Origin of the sequence: Burkholderia sp. LS-044 (assembly GCF_004803625.1) — a bacterium.
Taxonomy (GTDB): domain Bacteria; phylum Pseudomonadota; class Gammaproteobacteria; order Burkholderiales; family Burkholderiaceae; genus Burkholderia; species Burkholderia cepacia.
This window is the reverse complement of sequence record NZ_SSWO01000004.1, coordinates 85,165-101,563: the sequence shown is the minus strand read 5'-3', so window position 1 is coordinate 101,563 and position 16,399 is coordinate 85,165. Positions and strand designations below refer to the sequence as shown.

Sequence of the window (16,399 nt, the reverse complement as noted above, 5' to 3'; positions counted from 1 at the left end):
CGTCACGATGTTCACCGGAATTGTCGCGGCCGTATCGAATCGATCCGGCCGCTCGGCGCGTCGGCCGACGCCGGCGTGCGCCTGACCGTGCCGGCCGGCGGCCTCGACCTCGCCGATGTCGCGCCGGGCGACTGCATTGCGATCCAGGGCGCGTGCATGACGGTGATCGACAGGAGCGACACCGCGTTCGACGTCGACGTGTCGCGCGAAAGCCTGAACCGTACGGTCGGCCTCGCCCAACCCGGCGAAGTGAACCTCGAGAAGGCGCTGCGCGCACACCGGCCCGCCCGCCGGCTCCTTCGGCCGAACGGCCAACGACGCGCACGGGTCATGCGGTCGCGCTAAGATGCGTCGACAGCGGTCTCGATACCGCAATGCACGACGCGCCGCGTAGCGGCCGCCCTCTTCCTCAAGGAGTCGCCCCCATGTCCATCTCGATGTACCAGGCTTCACTGCCCGTGCTGATCCGCGGCCTGACCAATCTTCAGCACATTCTCGGCAAGGCGCAGGCGCATGCGGCCGAAAAGCAGATCGATCCGTCGGTGTTCGTCGGCGCCCGCCTGTACCCGGACATGCTGCCGCTCGTCCGCCAGGTCTATATTGCGACCGACACGGCCAAGGGCTGCGCCGCCCGCCTCGCCGGCGCCGAGATCCCGAGCTATCCGGACGTCGAGCAGACCTTCGACGAACTGCACGCACGCATCCAGAAGACGATCGACTACCTGAAAAGCTTCGACGCCGCGCAGATCGACGGCAGCGAGACGCGCCAGATCGTGCTGAAGATGCGTGTCGGCCCGATCGAGTTCACCGGCCAGTCGTATCTGCTGAATTTCGTGCTGCCCAATTTTTTCTTCCACGTGACGACCGCGTACGACATCCTGCGTCACAGCGGCGTCGAGCTCGGCAAGCTCGACTACCTGGGCGGACGCGACCAGCACGCCTGACGCGCGGTCGGGCAAGGCCCGGCCTACCACCGCGCGTGCAGGCAACCTGCGGCGGGCCCGGCCAGGCCTGCCGCGCAGGCCGGCCGCGGCGCTTTCCGGAGCGCTTACCGGCGGCGCGCGGCCCCTGCCAGCCGAAACGCCGCCCGGCTGGCGTAAAATACGCACTTTCCTCTTTCTCGCCCCCTTATGACGCTCGCCTCCACGCTCGACATCATCGCCGAGCTGAAAGCCGGCCGGATGGTGATCCTGGTCGACGAAGAAGACCGCGAAAACGAGGGCGACCTCGTGATCGCCGCCGAATTCGTCACACCGGAAGCGATCAACTTCATGGCCAAGTACGGCCGCGGCCTGGTTTGCCTGACGCTGACGCAGGAACGCTGCAAGCAGTTGCACCTGCCGCTGATGACCTACCGCAACGGCACGCAGTACGGCACCGCGTTCACGGTCAGCATCGAAGCGGCCGAAGGCGTGACGACCGGCATCTCGGCCGCCGACCGTGCGCACACGATCGCCACGGCGGTCGCGCACGACGTGCGCCCCGAGCACATCGTGCAGCCGGGCCACGTGTTCCCGATCATGGCGCAGCCGGGCGGCGTGCTCGTGCGCGCGGGCCACACCGAGGCCGGTTGCGACTTCACCGCGCTCGCCGGCCTCACGCCGGCCGCGGTGATCTGCGAGATCATCAAGGACGACGGCACGATGGCGCGCCTGCCCGACCTGATCGAATTCGCGCAGGAGCACAACCTGAAGATCGGCACGATCGCCGACCTGATCCAGTACCGCAGCCGCACCGAATCGATCATCGAGCGGATCGCCGAGCGTACGATGCAGACCGCGCACGGCACGTTCCGCGCGGTGCTGTACCGCGACCAGCCGAGCGGCTCGCCGCACATCGCGCTGGTGCGCGGTGCGCCCGCGCCCGACGTCGATACGCCGGTGCGCGTGCACGAGCCGCTGTCGGTGCTCGACCTGCTCGAAACGGGCGTGTCGACGCACTCGTGGACGCTCGACGCCGCGATGCGCGAGATCGCGGAGCGCGACCTCGGCGTGATCGTGCTGCTCAACTGCGGTGACACGAAGGAACACCTGATCGACGTCTTCAAGGCGTTCGACGAGGAAGAAAAGGCCGCTGTGCTGAAGCGCCGGCCGGTCGATTTCAAGACGTTCGGCATCGGCGCGCAGATCCTGCGCGATGTCGGCGTCGGCAAGATGCAGGTGCTGTCGAATCCGCGCAAGCTGGGCAGCATGTCCGGCTACGGCCTGGAAGTCACGGGCTTCATTCCGATGCCCGGCGGCGAAGCCAAGTCCTGCCCGGCGTCCAACGCGTAACCCGCCACGACGCTTTCGCCCTATAACCGTTCATCCACACCACGGACAAGATCATGGAAATCGGACAATACCAACCGAATCTCGAAGGCGACGGCCTGCGGATCGGCATCGTGCAATCGCGCTTCAACGAGCCGGTGTGCAACGGCCTCGCCGACGCGTGCGTCGAGGAACTGGAACGCCTCGGCGTCACCGGTGAAGACGTGCTGCTCGTGTCGGTGCCCGGCGCGCTGGAAATCCCGCTCGCGCTGCAGAAGCTCGCGGAAAGCGGCCAGTTCGACGCGCTGATCGCGCTCGGCGCGGTGATTCGCGGCGAGACCTACCACTTCGAACTCGTGTCGAACGAGAGCGGCGCGGGCATCACCCGCATCGGCCTCGACTTCAACCTGCCGATCGCCAACGCGGTCCTGACGACCGAAAATGACGAGCAGGCCGTCGCGCGCATGACCGAAAAGGGTCGTGACGCCGCACGCGTCGCCGTCGAGATGGCCAACCTGACGATGGCGCTCGACCAGCTCGGCGATGACGACGAGGACGAAGAGGAAGACGAAGACGACGAAGAGGAGCGCGCATGAAGAAGAGCGCCCGCCGACAATCGCGCGAGCTGGCGACGCAGGGGCTGTACCAGTGGCTGCTGTCGAACGCGTCCTCCGGCGAGATCGACGCGCAACTGCGCGGCGCGCTCGGTTACGACAAGGCTGACAAGGAGTTGCTCGACGCGATCCTGCACGGCGTGATCCGCGAGCACACCACGCTCGTCGAAGCGCTGACGCCGTCGCTCGACCGCCCGATCGACCAGTTGTCGCCGGTCGAACGCGCCGTGCTGCTCATCGCGACGTTCGAGCTCACGCACCACGTTGAAACGCCGTACCGCGTGATCATCAACGAAGCCGTCGAACTCGCGAAGACGTTCGGCGGCTCCGACGGCTACAAGTACGTAAACGGCGTGCTCGACAAGCTCGCCGCGAAGCTGCGCCCCGCCGAAACGCAGGCGCGCCGCAACGGCTGATACCGTTTGGTCCGGAACGGGCGCGCATGCGCCCGTTTTTTCTTTCGTCACGCCCCCTCCCCCTGCCCGCCCGATGAATACCGCCACCGATTCGCTCGTCAAGCTCGCCGCACGCGTCGACGCGATCCAGCCCTTCTATGTGATGGAACTGGTGAAGGAGGCACAGCGTCTCGAGTCCTCCGGGCGCGATGTTATCCACATGGGCATCGGCGAGCCGGATTTCACCGCGCCGGAGCCGGTCGTCGAAGCGGCTGCGGCCGCGCTGCGCCGCGGCGTCACGCAATATACGAGCGCGCTCGGCATTGCACCGCTGCGCGAGGCGATCGCCGCGCACTACGCGCGTGCCTACGGCCTCACGATCAGCCCGGAGCGGATCGTCGTGACGGCCGGCGCATCGGCTGCGCTGCTGCTCGCGTGCCTCGCGCTCGTCGGGCGTGACGACGAGGTGCTGATGCCCGACCCGTCGTATCCGTGCAACCGGCACTTCGTCGCGGCGGCCGAAGGCCGCGCGGTGCTCGTGCCGAGCGGTCCGGACGCGCGCTTCCAGCTCACCGAGGACGACGTCCGCACGCGCTGGGGCGACCGCACTCGCGGTGTGCTGCTCGCATCGCCGTCGAACCCGACCGGCACGTCGCTCGAACCGGACGAACTGAAGCGGATCGTCGAAGCCGTGCGCGCACGCGGCGGTTTCACGATCGTCGACGAGATCTACCAGGGGCTCAGCTACGACGCGGCGCCCGTGTCGGCGCTTTCATTCGGCGACGACGTCGTCACCGTGAACAGCTTCTCCAAGTATTTCAGCATGACGGGCTGGCGGCTCGGCTGGCTGGTCGTGCCGCCCGCGCTGGTCGGCACGTTCGAGAAGCTGGCGCAGAACCTGTTCATCTGTCCGTCCGCACTCGCGCAGCACGCGGCGCTCGCCTGCTTCGAGCCCGCCGCGCTCGACATCTACGAAGCGCGTCGGCTCGAATTCAAGCGCCGCCGCGATTTCATCGCACCGGCGCTCGAACGGCTCGGCTTCACGGTGCCCGTGATGCCGGACGGCGCGTTCTATGTGTATGCGCACTGCGGCGGCGTCGCCCACCCGGCGGCCGGCGACAGCGCCGCGCTCACGACGGCAATGCTGCACGACGCGGGCGTCGTGCTGGTGCCCGGCATGGACTTCGGTGTCCATGCGCCGCGCGACTATATCCGCCTGTCCTATGCGACGGCCTACTCGCGGCTCGAGGAAGCGGTCGAACGGCTCGCGACATTGTTCGGGCAGCACTGAGCCACGACTGAGCCTCGGCCGGCACGCCGGCGGCTTCTCGCGCCGCAAAAAGCAAAAGGCACCCTGATCGGGTGCCTTTTTCATGTCCTGCCGGCCGAAGCCGTGCAGTGCTGCGCTACCGTCGCGCGTTACGCGCCGAGCTCCGAACGGTCGCCGTGCGACTTCGCGGTATCGACGCTCGCGTCGTCCTGCGGCGCGGCTTCCTTCGATGCCGCCGACTTCGCCGACGTCGTGGTTTCGAGCGTCGCATGCACGCGCTTCGCGCCGCCCGCTGCCGCCGTCACGGCGGCGGCCGTGACGATCGGCTTCGCCGGCGCCTGCGGCGCGTTGACCGGCACGCTGCGGCCGTGCGACACGTCGCGCAGGCGACCGCGCTCGGCCATCACCTTCGCGCCGTATGCGGTGTCGTCCGGGTTCGTCGAGCCGTTGTACAGGCGCAGGCCGTTCGCGAGCGAACCGCCACGGGCAATGCAGTCCTTCAGCACGAGCGCGCCGACCTGGAGGTTCGCGAGCGGCTGCAGTGCGGTATCAGTGCCGCCGAAATACTCGAACTTGTCGGAATGGACCTTCGACATGACCTGCATCAGGCCCTTCGCGCCGACGCCGCTTTCGGCGTACGGGTTGAAGCCCGATTCGATCGCCATCACGGACAGCAGCAGCAGCGGATCGAGGCCGACGTCACGGCCGGTCTGGAACGCAGCCTTGACAAGCTGGCCGAGCGGCTCCTGCGCGACGCGGTAACGGCGCGACAGGTAGGTCGCGACCAGCGCCTGCTCGCGATTCGACGCAAGCGCGCGGTCGTCACGCGCATCGGCCGCCACGCGCTGGGTCGGGATCAGCTTCGCCAGCGCGACGGGCGACGGGCCGTTGCGGGCCGGATCGGATGCATCGCCCTGCGCGGTGGCTTCCGGTGCGACGTCGAGGCCGACCGCAAGCGCGTCCGTTTCAGGGCTGTCTTCCTGCTGCGGCTGCGCGCCGGCGGGCGCGAAGTTCGGCAGCGGATGGCCGGTCAGCAGACGGGCCGGGCCGGCTTGCACGGCCGCGGATACGACCGGCATCAGCTTCGCGGCGAGCGTGCCGCGCACGGTTGGCAGCAGCCACAGTGCGAGTGCAACCGCGACCGCGAGACAGCCGACAACGCTGAATAGATGGTGACTGACACGCGTCCCGCGACGCAGCATGCTGCGCACGAATTGCGCATGCTGCTCACTAGGACGCCACGATAACCAAGCGTTCATTCAGATCATCTCCCATGAACATGACTCGTGCGGCTCGCTCAGCTCGATGGCGAGACAGGTAACGCGCCGCGGAATCACGACGCCGCACGCCTTGGTTGGGACGTGCAGACATCGGGGAAACGGTATAAGTACCGTTCGAGGCCACGGTGTAAGAGGGCCGGCACCTTCGCACACTGGGCGAGGCGGGCATACGCGGTGGCACCCACGCAAAAAACCAGCGTCTGGTGGCGCTGGCTGAGACTACGACTAAGACCGTCGGATACGCCGTGCAGGTATCGGCGGACGGTGACGCGCTGCGTCAAAGATCGGTGATTGGCGGCTCGAAGCCTTTTACCCTGCAGCCAATGTGAGCGGATTCTAGCAGGGTTTTATAGATCGTCAACACTATAAAACCTTGAAATTATAACAAAAAGTAATTTACAGACACTCTTCAGATCGCGAGCCCCGTGCCGTAGGGGGTTTGCGCGCGGTCGACTTTTTTCTCCGCCGGGCGGGCATGCGGCGGCGCGGGTAAAATCGTCGGTCGATTCGGGGCCGCAGCCGGCCGCTGCGCCCGCCCATCGCTGCCCGCCACGCGGGTGGCCCGGACCATCTTCATGAAATACAAAGACTTACGCGATTTCATCCAGCGCCTCGAGGCGCTCGGCGAACTGCGGCGCGTCACGCAGCCCGTGTCGCCCGTGCTGGAAATGACCGAGCTGTGCGACCGCGTGCTGCGCGCCGGCGGCCCTGCGCTGCTGTTCAACGCACCGACCGGCTACGATTTCCCGGTGCTCGGCAACCTGTTCGGCACGCCGCGCCGCGTCGCGCTCGGGATGGGCGTCGACGCGGGCGACGACGCCGCGCTCGATTCGCTGCGCGATCTCGGGCGCCTGCTGTCCGCGCTGAAGGAACCCGATCCACCGAAGAGCCTGAAGGATGCCGGCAAGCTGCTGTCGCTCGCGAAGGCCGTGTGGGACATGGCGCCGAAGTCGGTGTCGTCGCCGCCCTGCCAGGAGATCGTCTGGGAAGGCGCCGACGTCGACCTGAACAGGCTGCCGATCCAGACCTGCTGGCCCGGCGACGCGGGGCCGCTCGTCACGTGGGGCCTGACGATCACGCGCGGGCCGAACAAGTCGCGGCAGAACCTCGGGATCTACCGGCAGCAGCTGATCGGCCGCAACAAGCTGATCATGCGCTGGCTCGCGCATCGCGGCGGCGCGCTCGACTTCCGCGAATTCGCGCTGCGCAACCCCGGCAAGCCGTATCCGGTCGCGGTCGTGCTCGGCGCCGATCCGGCCACGACGCTCGGCGCGGTTACGCCCGTGCCCGATTCGCTGTCCGAGTACCAGTTCGCCGGCCTGCTGCGCGGCAGCCGCACGGAGCTCGCGAAGTGCCTGACGCCCGGCGTCGACACGCTGCAGGTGCCCGCGCGCGCGGAGATCGTGCTCGAAGGCTTCATTTATCCGCAGGAAGGCACCCCCGCCCCCGTTCCGGCCGGGGCACCGCCGCGCCCGGCCGGCAACGCGTCGGCCGCGTACGAGCACGCGCTCGAAGGGCCGTACGGCGACCACACGGGCTATTACAACGAGCAGGAGTGGTTCCCCGTGTTCACCGTCGAGCGCATCACGATGCGCCGCGACGCGATCTACCACTCGACCTACACGGGCAAGCCGCCTGACGAGCCCGCGGTGCTCGGCGTCGCGCTCAACGAGGTGTTCGTGCCGCTGCTGCAGAAGCAGTTCACGGAGATCACCGACTTCTACCTGCCGCCCGAAGGCTGCAGCTACCGGATGGCCATCGTCCAGATGAAGAAGAGCTACGCGGGCCACGCGAAGCGCGTGATGTTCGGCGTGTGGAGCTTCCTGCGGCAGTTCATGTACACGAAGTTCATCGTGGTCGTCGACGAGGACGTGAACATCCGCGACTGGAAGGAGGTGATCTGGGCGATCACGACGCGCGTCGACCCCGTGCGCGACACCGTGATGGTCGACAGCACGCCGATCGACTATCTCGACTTCGCATCGCCGGTGGCCGGCCTCGGTTCGAAGATGGGGCTCGACGCGACCAACAAGTGGCCGGGCGAGACCAGCCGCGAATGGGGCCGCCCGATCGAGATGGATGCCGCCGTGAAGACGCGCGTCGACCGGCTCTGGCAGGAGATCGGACTCTGACGCCACGCGGCCGGCGCCCGCCGGCCCGTGGATTGCCATTGCAACAAGAACAACGAAGATGACCTTTCCGCCCACCTCCATGCTGTCCGACGGCTTCTTTCTGTCGCTGTCGCTCTGTCTCGACATCGGCCTCGTGAACGTCGCGATGCTGTCGCTGACGCTGTCACACGGCTTCCGGCCGGGCTTCTGGCTCGGCATCGGATCGTGCGTCGGCGATCTCGTCTATGCGGCGCTCGCGCTCGCCGGGATGGCCGTGCTGCTGCAGTTCGAGCCGGTGCGCTGGATCGTGTGGATCGGCGGCGGCGCGGTGCTGCTGTTCCTCACGTGGAAGATGGCGCGGGAAGCGCTGGCGCCGGCCAAGGCGGCGGGCGACGATGCCGAGGAGACGCCGCAGCCGCGCGCGAGCGCACGGCGCAGCTTCCTGCGCGGCATGCTGCTCGCGATGTCGTCGCCGAGCGCGATCCTGTGGTTCGCGGCGGTCGGCGGCGCGCTGATCGCGAAAGCCGGCGCGACCACGCCGGCCACCGCGTCGGTGTTCCTGTCGGGCTTTTTCCTCGGCGGCCTCGCATGGACGCTCTTCATGTGCACGCTCGCGAGCCAGGGCCGCAAGCGCGCGGGCGCGGGGCTGATGCGCGCGTGCCACATCGCGTCGGCGCTGCTGTTCGCGTATTTCTCGTATAGCGTGATCGTCGGCGGCTATCGCGACCTGATCGTGAACGCGGTGTAATCGCAGCCGGCCTGCACGGGCCGCGCACCGAGGCCGGGCGGCAGCCCGAAAAGAAAAACGGCGCAGCGCCCCGCTCGGGACGCTGCGCCGTTTTGCCACGCGCGGTCAGGCCGCGCGGGACGAATCAGCGACGCCAGCCGTGATGGCCCCAGCCGCCGTAACCATGGCGCCAGTACGGGCGACCGTAGTAGCCACCATAGCCGCCGACGACCACGGCGGGCGGCGGTGCATAGTAAGCCGGCGCCGGCGCGTAATAGACGGGCGGAGGCGGCGGCGCGTAGTACACGGGCGGCGGCGGTGCATAGACGGGATACGCGGGTGCGACCGGGATACCGATGCCGACCCCGATCGACACGTGAGCCTGCGCAGCGCTTGCGGCACCCAGGCCCAGCGCGGCGGCGGCGATGAACGGAATGAGCTTTTTCACTTCGATTCTCCTGCTGGAGCGGTATTTTATGCGCCCCTGTCGGCAACGGCGGGCATGCACGTCGCATGGAAGCAATGTAGCGAAAACGCGCTCCTCACGTATCGGGCATTTGTTGCAAATTGCAATCGCACGCGGCCGGAACCGCCGTGCGGCGCGGCTCGCAGCACCTTCGGCGACCCTTGCGGGCCGCGCGGTTCCGTCCGACGAGTCGGGTCGCAACATCATGGCCGGTCAGTCTTACCGGATACGGCGCGTGCGGCGGGCACGCGATCGTAATGAACGATTACAAATTTGAGACAAGATGCCGACGTTTCAAGCCGGACGCGGGTGCGATATGTTTCGGGGTCGGATTCCACGATCGTGAATCGACCGTGGTGCCGGGCGCCGATACACGCGTCGATAAATGCGTCATTCGCGCCGCGCAACTGTCAGCCACGCACGTGTCCGCACAGAAGTCGCCCTTTCGCGGCCCCGCCGTCATTCCTGCGATACTGGCGGTTGCTTCGTTTTCGCTTACGTTCGCTGCCATGTCCGTCCCCGACACACCCCGCCTCGGCTTCATCGGCGCCGGCCGTCTCGCACGCTGTGTCGCGCAGCGCTTCGCACAGGCCGGCTTTCCGGTCGTCGCGATCGCGAGCCGCACGCCCGCGTCGGCCGCGGCCCTCGCCGCGCGCATCGACGGCTGCCAGGCGGTCGACACGCCGCAGCAGGTCGCCGACGCCGCCGACCTGATCTTCCTGACGGTGCCCGACGACCATCTCGCGTCCGCCGCCGCGGCGCTGCGCTTCGACGCATCGCGCGCCGCGCGGCAGGCCGTCGTTCACTGCAGCGGCGCGTCGGCCGTCGCGCTGCTCGATCCGGCGAAGCAGCAGGGCACGGCCACCGGCGGCTTCCATCCGCTCTACCTGTTCGGCGGCACCGACGCCGACCTCGCCCGCATCGACGGCTGCTCGGTCACGATCGAAGCCGACGGCGCGCTGCATGCGACGCTGATGCGACTTGCCGCCGCACTCGGCTGCCATCCGCTGTCGATTCCGGCCGGCGGCCGGATGCTTTATCACGCGGCCGCGCACTACGCGGCGAGCTTCGCGCTGTGCGGGCTCGCGGAAGCGGTCGAGCTGTGGCGCGGCCTCGGCTTCGACGAGGAAGCCGCGCTGCGCGCGCTGCTGCCGATGCTGGCCGGTACGATCGAGACCGCACGCGACAAGGGGCTCGCGAACGCGCTCTCGGGCCCCGTGTCGCGCGGCGATACGGGCATCGTCGAACGCCAGTTGGCACTGCTTGAAACGCTCGGCGGCGATCACGCGACGCTGTACGCGTTGCTGACGCGCCGCGCGGTCGCGCTCGCGGCGCAGCGCGCGGCGCCGCCGGCGTCGCTGCCGGCACTCGCCGAAGCCGTCGAAACGTCGCTCGCGCGCACCGCCGCGCCCCCCTCCCCGTCGCGAGACGAGGCGTGATAAGGTGTCGGCCGATGCGCCGCCATCCGGCGTTGGCGGCCGCACGCTACTGACCGTATAAAAAGGATGCCAACGATGTTCGGCGAGATCGCCCGTTTTCTGCTCAATACCATCTTCACGCTGTTCGGCGCCGCGCTGATCCTGCGCGTCTGGATGCAGGCCGTCCGCGTGCCGCCGTACAACCCCGTCACGCAGGCCGTGCTGCAGGCGACCAACTGGCTCGTGCTGCCGCTGCGCCGCGTCATCGCGGGCGTGCGCGGCATCGACTGGGCCAGCGTTGTCGCCGCCCTCCTCACCGCGCTCGTCTATGTCGTGCTGATGGTCGTGATGGCCGGCTTCGACCCGGCCGCGGTGATCGCGACGCTCGTCGTGGTCGCGCTGCTCACCGTCGTGAAGTGGGCGCTCAATCTCGTGATCTGGATGACGATCCTGATGGCGCTGCTGTCGTGGCTCAACCCGCGCTCGCCGGCCATGCCGATCCTCTACCAGCTCACCGCGCCGTTCCTGAACCCGCTGCGCCGCGTGATCCCGAATCTCGGCGGCATCGACCTGTCGCCGATCCTGCTGTTCGTGATCGTGCAGGTGCTGCTGATGATCGTCACGCGCGCCGCCGTGTCGCTGACGATGTTCGGCATCTGACGCCGTCGCACCCTACACCGCCGGCCCCTGCGCCGGCGGTGCGCCGAGCGTGTCGATCACGCCGAATTGCGCCGGCATCATCGCGTAGCACACGCGCACCTTTTCCTGCGACAGCCTCGCGAGCAAGCGCTGCGCCTCGTCCTCGGTGACGATGAATTCGACCTCGATCGCGAGCGACCCCTGCAGTTCGAAGAAGCGGTCCTCGTGCAGCACGCGATGCTGGCCGAAGCCGGCCATCGCGCGAAACGCGGAACCGCCGGCGACGCCCATCCGGTTCGCCTCCTCCAGCAGCCATTCCCACAGCGGCTTCCAGTGCAGCCGGTGCTGCTCGTGCACGTAGAAACGCAAGAAGATCCTGTCCATCGCTCCCTCCGATGGCGGCACGCTCAGGCCGCCGCGAGCCATGCGCGCGCGGTCCACATGCCGAGCGCCGTCAGCGCGAACGATCCAGTCAAGTGTAGGGCAGCCACCGCAAACGCCCATCCGAATTCGCCCTGCAACGCATGCGTCATCACTTCGACCGAATAGGTCGAGAACGTCGTGAGGCCGCCGAGAAAGCCCGTGATCACGAACAGCCGCCACTCGGGCGGCAACCCGACGCGGGTCGTGAACACGACGGCGGCAATGCCGATCACGTAGCCGCCGATCAGGTTCGCGGCGAGCGTGCCCAGCGGCACGGCGGGAAAGAATTCGTTGAGCGCGAGGCTCAGGAACCAGCGCAGCAATGCGCCGAGCCCGGCGCCGACGAAGATCGCGACGATCGAATAGAACAAGGGCGCTCCCGTTCGATGAAGCGGCTGGATTCAGCCGCCGGCCCCGGTCGCCCGGGGTGATGTCCGGGCCGCACGCGGGCGGCACCGGCTGAACTGTATGCGGATTCGCGTCGCGCCTGCAACGGCCGCCGCCGGGATGCCCGCCCGTTCGCGTGGCGGGTACCCGCCCGTTCACACACGGTCACGCGCGTTGCCAGGCGGCGTCGAGCGCGCCCAGCGTCGCCAGCGCGCCGCCCTTCAGGCCGATCACGTCCGCACGGCGCGCATGCGCTTCGCGCGCGTTGATGCGGATCACGTCGGCGCCGAGCCGTTCGCTCAGCAGGCGCACGGTCGGGATCGCGGTGCCCGCGCCGATCTCGACCACGGCGACACGCCCGGCCCGCGCGATCCAGTCTTCCAGCGCGCGTTCCTGCGCGTCGTAGCGCGCACCGAGCCAGCCGGTGTCGCCGAACATCAGGATGTTCGGCCGCGCGAGGCCGCCGCAGCGCGGGCAGCGCGGCATTTCGCCGACGAGGCGGCAGGTGGTTTCGTCGACGTCCGGCACGAACGGCGCCGCATCCCACGTGTCGTCCGAGCAGGGGCGCAGGCACTGCATGGCGTGGATCGAACCGTGGATCTCGACGATCCGCGCCGGATCGAAGCCGGCTTTCTGGAACTGGCCGTCGACGTTGCTCGTCAGGACGAAGCCGCCGTTCGGCATCGCGTCGATCCAGCGGCGCAGGATCGCGAAGCCCGCATGCGGCACCGTCGCACGGTAGAGCGCGAGGCGGTGCCCGTAGAAGCCCCATGCGAGCGGCGCACGCGCGCGGAACGCGTGCGGCGACGCGATCTCGTGGAATTCGAAGCGCTCGTGGCGCAGCGCCGGATACGCGCGCCAGAACCCGTCCGTGCCGCGAAAATCGGGCAGCCCGGAATCGACGCCGATACCGGCGCCGGCCGTCACGAGCAATGCGTCGGCGCGCGCGAGCGCGGCAACGGCGGAAGCGACGAGATCGGCGGGCAGTTGCGCGGCGGCAGTCGCGGCAGTGAAATCGGCGGAATCGGAGAGCGGCATGACGGGGCGTCGGTGGCGTCGGACGGTGCGCGGGTGGCGTCGCGATCATACGCCGGTTCGCGCGCGGCGCGGCATGCATGACATGCACGATGCAACGGCATGACGCGACGCTCGCCCGGCCGCGGGCGGTGCGGGCGAGCGACGCGCGGAGCCGCCTGCACCGCCATGGCCGGGCGCCTCCCCGCCTGTTCAGCGATCCGGATCGTCCTGCACGACCGGAATGTCGTCGACCGAGAAATAGACGGCCTTGCCGAGCTGCCGCGCGAGGGCGACATCCGCGTCGGCGCCGCGCGACGCGCCGTCGATCCGGCATACCGCATCGCAGCGGCGCAGCAGCCGGTGCGCGGCCGGATACAGGAACGCCTCGCTGACTGCATCGCCGACCTGTCGCGACCCGGCCGCGACGGCGAGCGGCAGCGACACCCACTCGCCGATCATCGGCACATGCCCGCGGCGATACACGGCGAGCGCCGCCTCCTCCAGCCGGTGCAGGTTCGCGGCGATGCGCGCGGGGTCGCCGTCCGTGCCGCTGCGGTAAGGGCCGGCGACCAGCACGAGCAGCGGCGTCATGCCGTGCGCGCGCCGGCGGTTTCCCGCAGCGCGACATACTGGAGCAGCATGATCGTCTTCGCATCGACGATCTCGCCGCGCTCGACCGCATCCAGCGCCGCCTGCAGCGGCATCTCGACGACCTCGAGATCCTCGCCCTCCTCCGCGACGCCGCCGCCGTCGCCGGTGCGCAGCGACGCATCGTATTCACCGACGAAGAAATGCAGCTTCTCCGTCACCGAGCCCGGGCTCATGAACGCCTCGAACACCTTGCGCACGCCGCGCACGCGGTAACCGGTCTCCTCCTCGGCCTCCGCGCGGATGCGCGCTTCGGGCGTCGCATCGTCGAGCAGGCCGGCGGCGGCCTCGAGCAGCATGCCGTCGTGTCCGCCGACGAACGCCGGCATCCGGAACTGCCGCGTCAACAGCACGTCGCCGGTATCGGCATTGCGCAGCAGGATGGTCGCGCCATTGCCGCGATCGTAGGTCTCGCGGCTCAGGCGCTGCCACGTTCCGTCACGGCGCAGGAAATCGAACGTCACCTTCTTCAGCACATACCAGTCATCGGACAGCACCGTCGTATCGACGATGCGGACACGGTCCCGCGTTGCAGCCATCGCAGCCTCCGGTTCGACAAAAGACGGTGCCCATGGTAACGTGCAGATTCGTGCAATTTCAAGAAAATTCGTGCAAACCCGATGCTGACGACACAACGCAAGAAAGCGATCCTCGACGCACTCGCGCGCGATGGCCAGGTGCTGGCGGTCGAGCTGAGCGCGCAATTCGGCGTATCCGAAGACACCGTCCGCCGCGACCTGCGCGAGCTCGCGGCCGAGGGCCTGCTGCAGCGCGTGCATGGCGGTGCGCTGCCGGCGTCGCCGGCCGTTGCGCCGTTCGCGCAGCGCGAAACGCTCGAGACGGCGGAAAAGCGGCGCATCGCGCGCCGCGCCGCGGAGATGATCGCGCCCGGGCAGGTGGCGATCGTCGATGGCGGCACCACCTCGGCGCTGCTCGTCAGCCAGTTGCCTGCCGACCTGCGCGCGACGATCGTCACGCACAGCCCGAGTGTCGCGGTGGCGCTCGCCGCGCATCCGTCGATCGAGGTGATCCTGATCGGCGGGCGGCTCTACAAGCATTCGATCGTCGCCGTCGGCGCGGCGGCCATGGAAGGCATTGCGCGCATCCACGCGGATCTTTACTTCATGGGCGTGACGGGCGTGCACCCGGTTGCGGGGCTCAGCACCGGCGATTTCGAGGAAGCGGCGATCAAGCGCGCACTGGCCGAACGCGCGGCCGAGACCGTCGTGCTCGCGTCGCAGTCGAAGCTGCGCGCGGCGTCGCAGTTCGTGATCGGCGAGCTCACGCTGGCGCACACCGTGGTGGTCGAAAAGGAAACCGACGCCGCGTTGACGAAGCCGATCGAAGCAGCGGGCGTGACGGTCGTGCGCGCGTAGCGTCGGTTGTGGCCGTGCTGGATGGGCCGGATATGTCCGTCGTATCACCTGCGTGCTTTCATCGCGCCAACCCCTCGCCGATGTCAGCGTGCTGACAGCGTCCGCTTGCTAACATGGGCGCCCGCCCAATCGCCACGCACCGCACGCCCGATGCCACCGCCCTCCGCCACCTCCTCGTCGGCGCCGCCCGCAGGCAATGCGCCGCCGCCCGGCGTCCTCGCACTGTTCATTGCGTTCTCGCAGATCGGCCTGACCAGCTTCGGCGGCGGGCTCAGCGGCCGGATGATGCGCGACTTCGTGTACGAACGCCGCTGGCTCGACGAGGAGGCGTTCCTCAACGGCCTCGCGCTGTCGCAGGCGCTGCCGGGCGTCAACGTGAAGAACCTCGCGATCTGGATCGGCTACCGGCTCGCCGGATGGCGCGGCGCCGTGGCCGGCTTCACCGGCATCATCGCGCCGCCGGCCGTGCTGATCGTATTGTTCGGCATCGCGTTCTCGACCCTCACGCGCTTCCCGCTCACGCACGTCGCGCTCGCCGGCGCGGCGGCCGCGGCGATCGGGCTGTCGATCTCGATGGCGATCACCGCCGTGCGTCGGTTGCCGCGCCGCGCGCTGCCGTTCGCGGTGACGGCGCTCACCTTCGTGTCGGTTGCGGTGCTGCACTGGCCGCTGGTGTGGACCGTGCTGGTCGGCGGCACGCTGAGCGTCGCGCTCGAATACCGCCGCGCGGCCGCCACACCGACCGGGCGCGACACACGATGACTGCATCGCAACGCTACGCCGCGCTGTTCGGCGTGTTCGCGCCGCTGTCGATCGCGACGATCGGCGGCGGGCAGGCGATCATCGCCGACATCCAGCGGCAGGTGGTCGACGTGCATCACTGGATGACCGCCACGCAATTCGTGAACGATTTCGCGATCGCGCGAATGGCGCCGGGCCCCGGCTCGCTGCTGGCGACGCTGATCGGCTGGCAGGTGGCAGGTTTCTGGGGCGCGGTGATCGCGACGCTCGCACTGTTCGGCCCGACGGCGTTCCTGATCTACGGCGTCGCGCATCTGTGGCGGCGGCACCAGGGCGCGCGCTGGCAGATCGCGCTCGAGGCCGGCCTGCGCCCGGTCGCGGCCGGCATGATCCTCGCGTCGGTGTGGGTGCTGCTGCAGGCGCTCGACGGCGGCTGGGCCGCGCGCGCGATCGCGGTCGCGTCGACGCTGTGCGTGATGTATACGCGCGTCCATGCGCTGTTGTTGATCGCCATCGGCGCGCTGCTGCTCGTCGGCGTGCACGCGATCGGCGGCGCGTAGCGCACGCCGCCTCGCACCGCGGAACCGCTCGGGCACGTGAACGCAGAGAGCCTGTTCACGCCAATGGCGGGCCTGCGC

Annotated in this window: 20 protein-coding genes and 1 pseudogene; 13 read left to right on the top strand and 8 right to left on the bottom strand. The window is 68.7% G+C overall.

Annotated elements, in window-relative coordinates; genetic code table 11:
- Nucleotides 1-7: 7 nt before the first annotated feature.
- The 6 genes and pseudogenes from E9536_RS11780 to E9536_RS11755 all read left to right on the top strand — a co-directional run.
- A pseudogene (locus tag E9536_RS11780) lies at nt 8-279 on the top strand (riboflavin synthase); the annotation flags it as partial.
- A gap of 146 nt (nt 280-425) precedes the next feature.
- Entirely contained in the window at nt 426-944 is a 519-nt protein-coding gene (locus E9536_RS11775) for a DUF1993 domain-containing protein (RefSeq protein WP_027788130.1), read from the top strand.
- 186 nt (nt 945-1,130) lie between these two features.
- Nucleotides 1,131-2,273 (top strand): bifunctional 3,4-dihydroxy-2-butanone-4-phosphate synthase/GTP cyclohydrolase II, encoded by a 1,143-nt coding sequence (ribBA, locus tag E9536_RS11770; protein WP_027788131.1) that lies wholly within the window; start codon nt 1,131-1,133, stop codon nt 2,271-2,273.
- A gap of 53 nt (nt 2,274-2,326) precedes the next feature.
- Complete coding sequence (ribH, locus tag E9536_RS11765) at nt 2,327-2,845, top strand: 6,7-dimethyl-8-ribityllumazine synthase (RefSeq protein ID WP_011351235.1); 519 nt, start codon at nt 2,327-2,329, stop codon at nt 2,843-2,845.
- Nucleotides 2,842-3,279 (top strand): transcription antitermination factor NusB, encoded by a 438-nt coding sequence (nusB, locus tag E9536_RS11760; protein WP_027788132.1) that lies wholly within the window; start codon nt 2,842-2,844, stop codon nt 3,277-3,279. The genes ribH and nusB overlap by 4 nt, the downstream gene beginning before the upstream one ends.
- A gap of 73 nt (nt 3,280-3,352) precedes the next feature.
- Nucleotides 3,353-4,549: a pyridoxal phosphate-dependent aminotransferase gene (locus E9536_RS11755; RefSeq protein WP_136469893.1), complete on the top strand. Its 1,197-nt coding sequence runs from the start codon at nt 3,353-3,355 to the stop codon at nt 4,547-4,549.
- Between the two features lie 128 nt (nt 4,550-4,677).
- On the opposite strand, the gene E9536_RS11750 is transcribed toward E9536_RS11755, so the two are convergent.
- Both E9536_RS11750 and E9536_RS11745 read right to left on the bottom strand, forming a co-directional pair.
- Nucleotides 4,678-5,787 carry a lytic transglycosylase domain-containing protein gene (locus tag E9536_RS11750; RefSeq protein ID WP_059695904.1) on the bottom strand — a complete coding sequence of 370 codons (1,110 nt, stop codon included), beginning with the start codon at nt 5,785-5,787 and terminating at the stop codon, nt 4,678-4,680.
- A gap of 430 nt (nt 5,788-6,217) precedes the next feature.
- Nucleotides 6,218-6,412, bottom strand: coding sequence for a hypothetical protein (locus tag E9536_RS11745; RefSeq protein WP_124535574.1), 195 nt, complete (start codon nt 6,410-6,412; stop codon nt 6,218-6,220).
- Between E9536_RS11745 and E9536_RS11740 the strand changes: the two genes are divergently transcribed.
- Nucleotides 6,384-7,940 (top strand): UbiD family decarboxylase, encoded by a 1,557-nt coding sequence (locus tag E9536_RS11740; protein ID WP_136469892.1) that lies wholly within the window; start codon nt 6,384-6,386, stop codon nt 7,938-7,940. The two genes, E9536_RS11745 and E9536_RS11740, sit on opposite strands and share 29 nt — an antisense overlap.
- Nucleotides 7,941-7,998: 58 nt before the next feature.
- The gene (locus tag E9536_RS11735; RefSeq protein ID WP_059695907.1) at nt 7,999-8,667 is read left to right on the top strand and encodes a LysE family transporter; all 669 of its coding nucleotides are present in this window, start codon (nt 7,999-8,001) and stop codon (nt 8,665-8,667) included.
- 124 nt (nt 8,668-8,791) lie between these two features.
- On the opposite strand, the gene E9536_RS11730 is transcribed toward E9536_RS11735, so the two are convergent.
- Entirely contained in the window at nt 8,792-9,094 is a 303-nt protein-coding gene (locus E9536_RS11730; protein ID WP_021157078.1) for a hypothetical protein, read from the bottom strand.
- Between the two features lie 527 nt (nt 9,095-9,621).
- Here E9536_RS11730 and E9536_RS11720 point away from each other — a divergent pair.
- Together E9536_RS11720 and E9536_RS11715 are read left to right on the top strand one after the other, a co-directional pair.
- Nucleotides 9,622-10,551, top strand: coding sequence for a DUF2520 domain-containing protein (locus E9536_RS11720; RefSeq protein ID WP_060083972.1), 930 nt, complete (start codon nt 9,622-9,624; stop codon nt 10,549-10,551).
- Nucleotides 10,552-10,626: 75 nt separating this feature from the next.
- On the top strand, nt 10,627-11,190 hold the full coding sequence (locus E9536_RS11715) for a YggT family protein (RefSeq protein WP_027788138.1): 564 nt from the start codon (nt 10,627-10,629) through the stop codon (nt 11,188-11,190).
- A 12-nt stretch (nt 11,191-11,202) separates the two neighbouring features.
- Here E9536_RS11715 and E9536_RS11710 read toward each other — a convergent pair whose 3' ends face one another.
- The 5 genes from E9536_RS11710 to E9536_RS11690 form a co-directional block, all read right to left on the bottom strand.
- Nucleotides 11,203-11,553 (bottom strand): DUF190 domain-containing protein, encoded by a 351-nt coding sequence (locus tag E9536_RS11710; protein WP_027788139.1) that lies wholly within the window; start codon nt 11,551-11,553, stop codon nt 11,203-11,205.
- 23 nt (nt 11,554-11,576) lie between these two features.
- The gene (crcB, locus tag E9536_RS11705) at nt 11,577-11,963 is read right to left on the bottom strand and encodes a fluoride efflux transporter CrcB (protein ID WP_027788140.1); all 387 of its coding nucleotides are present in this window, start codon (nt 11,961-11,963) and stop codon (nt 11,577-11,579) included.
- Between the two features lie 181 nt (nt 11,964-12,144).
- Nucleotides 12,145-13,017: a Sir2 family NAD-dependent protein deacetylase gene (locus E9536_RS11700; protein ID WP_060193887.1), complete on the bottom strand. Its 873-nt coding sequence runs from the start codon at nt 13,015-13,017 to the stop codon at nt 12,145-12,147.
- A 189-nt stretch (nt 13,018-13,206) separates the two neighbouring features.
- The gene (locus E9536_RS11695; protein ID WP_060206505.1) at nt 13,207-13,587 is read right to left on the bottom strand and encodes a hypothetical protein; all 381 of its coding nucleotides are present in this window, start codon (nt 13,585-13,587) and stop codon (nt 13,207-13,209) included.
- Nucleotides 13,584-14,183: an NUDIX domain-containing protein gene (locus E9536_RS11690; RefSeq protein ID WP_021157072.1), complete on the bottom strand. Its 600-nt coding sequence runs from the start codon at nt 14,181-14,183 to the stop codon at nt 13,584-13,586. The genes E9536_RS11695 and E9536_RS11690 overlap by 4 nt, the downstream gene beginning before the upstream one ends.
- Nucleotides 14,184-14,264: 81 nt before the next feature.
- Here E9536_RS11690 and E9536_RS11685 point away from each other — a divergent pair, with 81 nt between their 5' ends.
- The 3 genes from E9536_RS11685 to E9536_RS11675 all read left to right on the top strand — a co-directional run bounded on the left by E9536_RS11685 (nt 14,265) and on the right by E9536_RS11675 (nt 16,321).
- A complete protein-coding gene (locus E9536_RS11685) occupies nt 14,265-15,020 on the top strand; it encodes a DeoR/GlpR family DNA-binding transcription regulator (protein ID WP_059685625.1) in 756 nt (251 codons plus the stop codon).
- A 150-nt stretch (nt 15,021-15,170) separates the two neighbouring features.
- Nucleotides 15,171-15,782 carry a chromate transporter gene (locus tag E9536_RS11680; protein ID WP_124839589.1) on the top strand — a complete coding sequence of 204 codons (612 nt, stop codon included), beginning with the start codon at nt 15,171-15,173 and terminating at the stop codon, nt 15,780-15,782.
- On the top strand, nt 15,779-16,321 hold the full coding sequence (locus tag E9536_RS11675) for a chromate transporter (RefSeq protein ID WP_027788146.1): 543 nt from the start codon (nt 15,779-15,781) through the stop codon (nt 16,319-16,321). The genes E9536_RS11680 and E9536_RS11675 overlap by 4 nt, the downstream gene beginning before the upstream one ends.
- Nucleotides 16,322-16,399 lie beyond the last annotated feature (78 nt).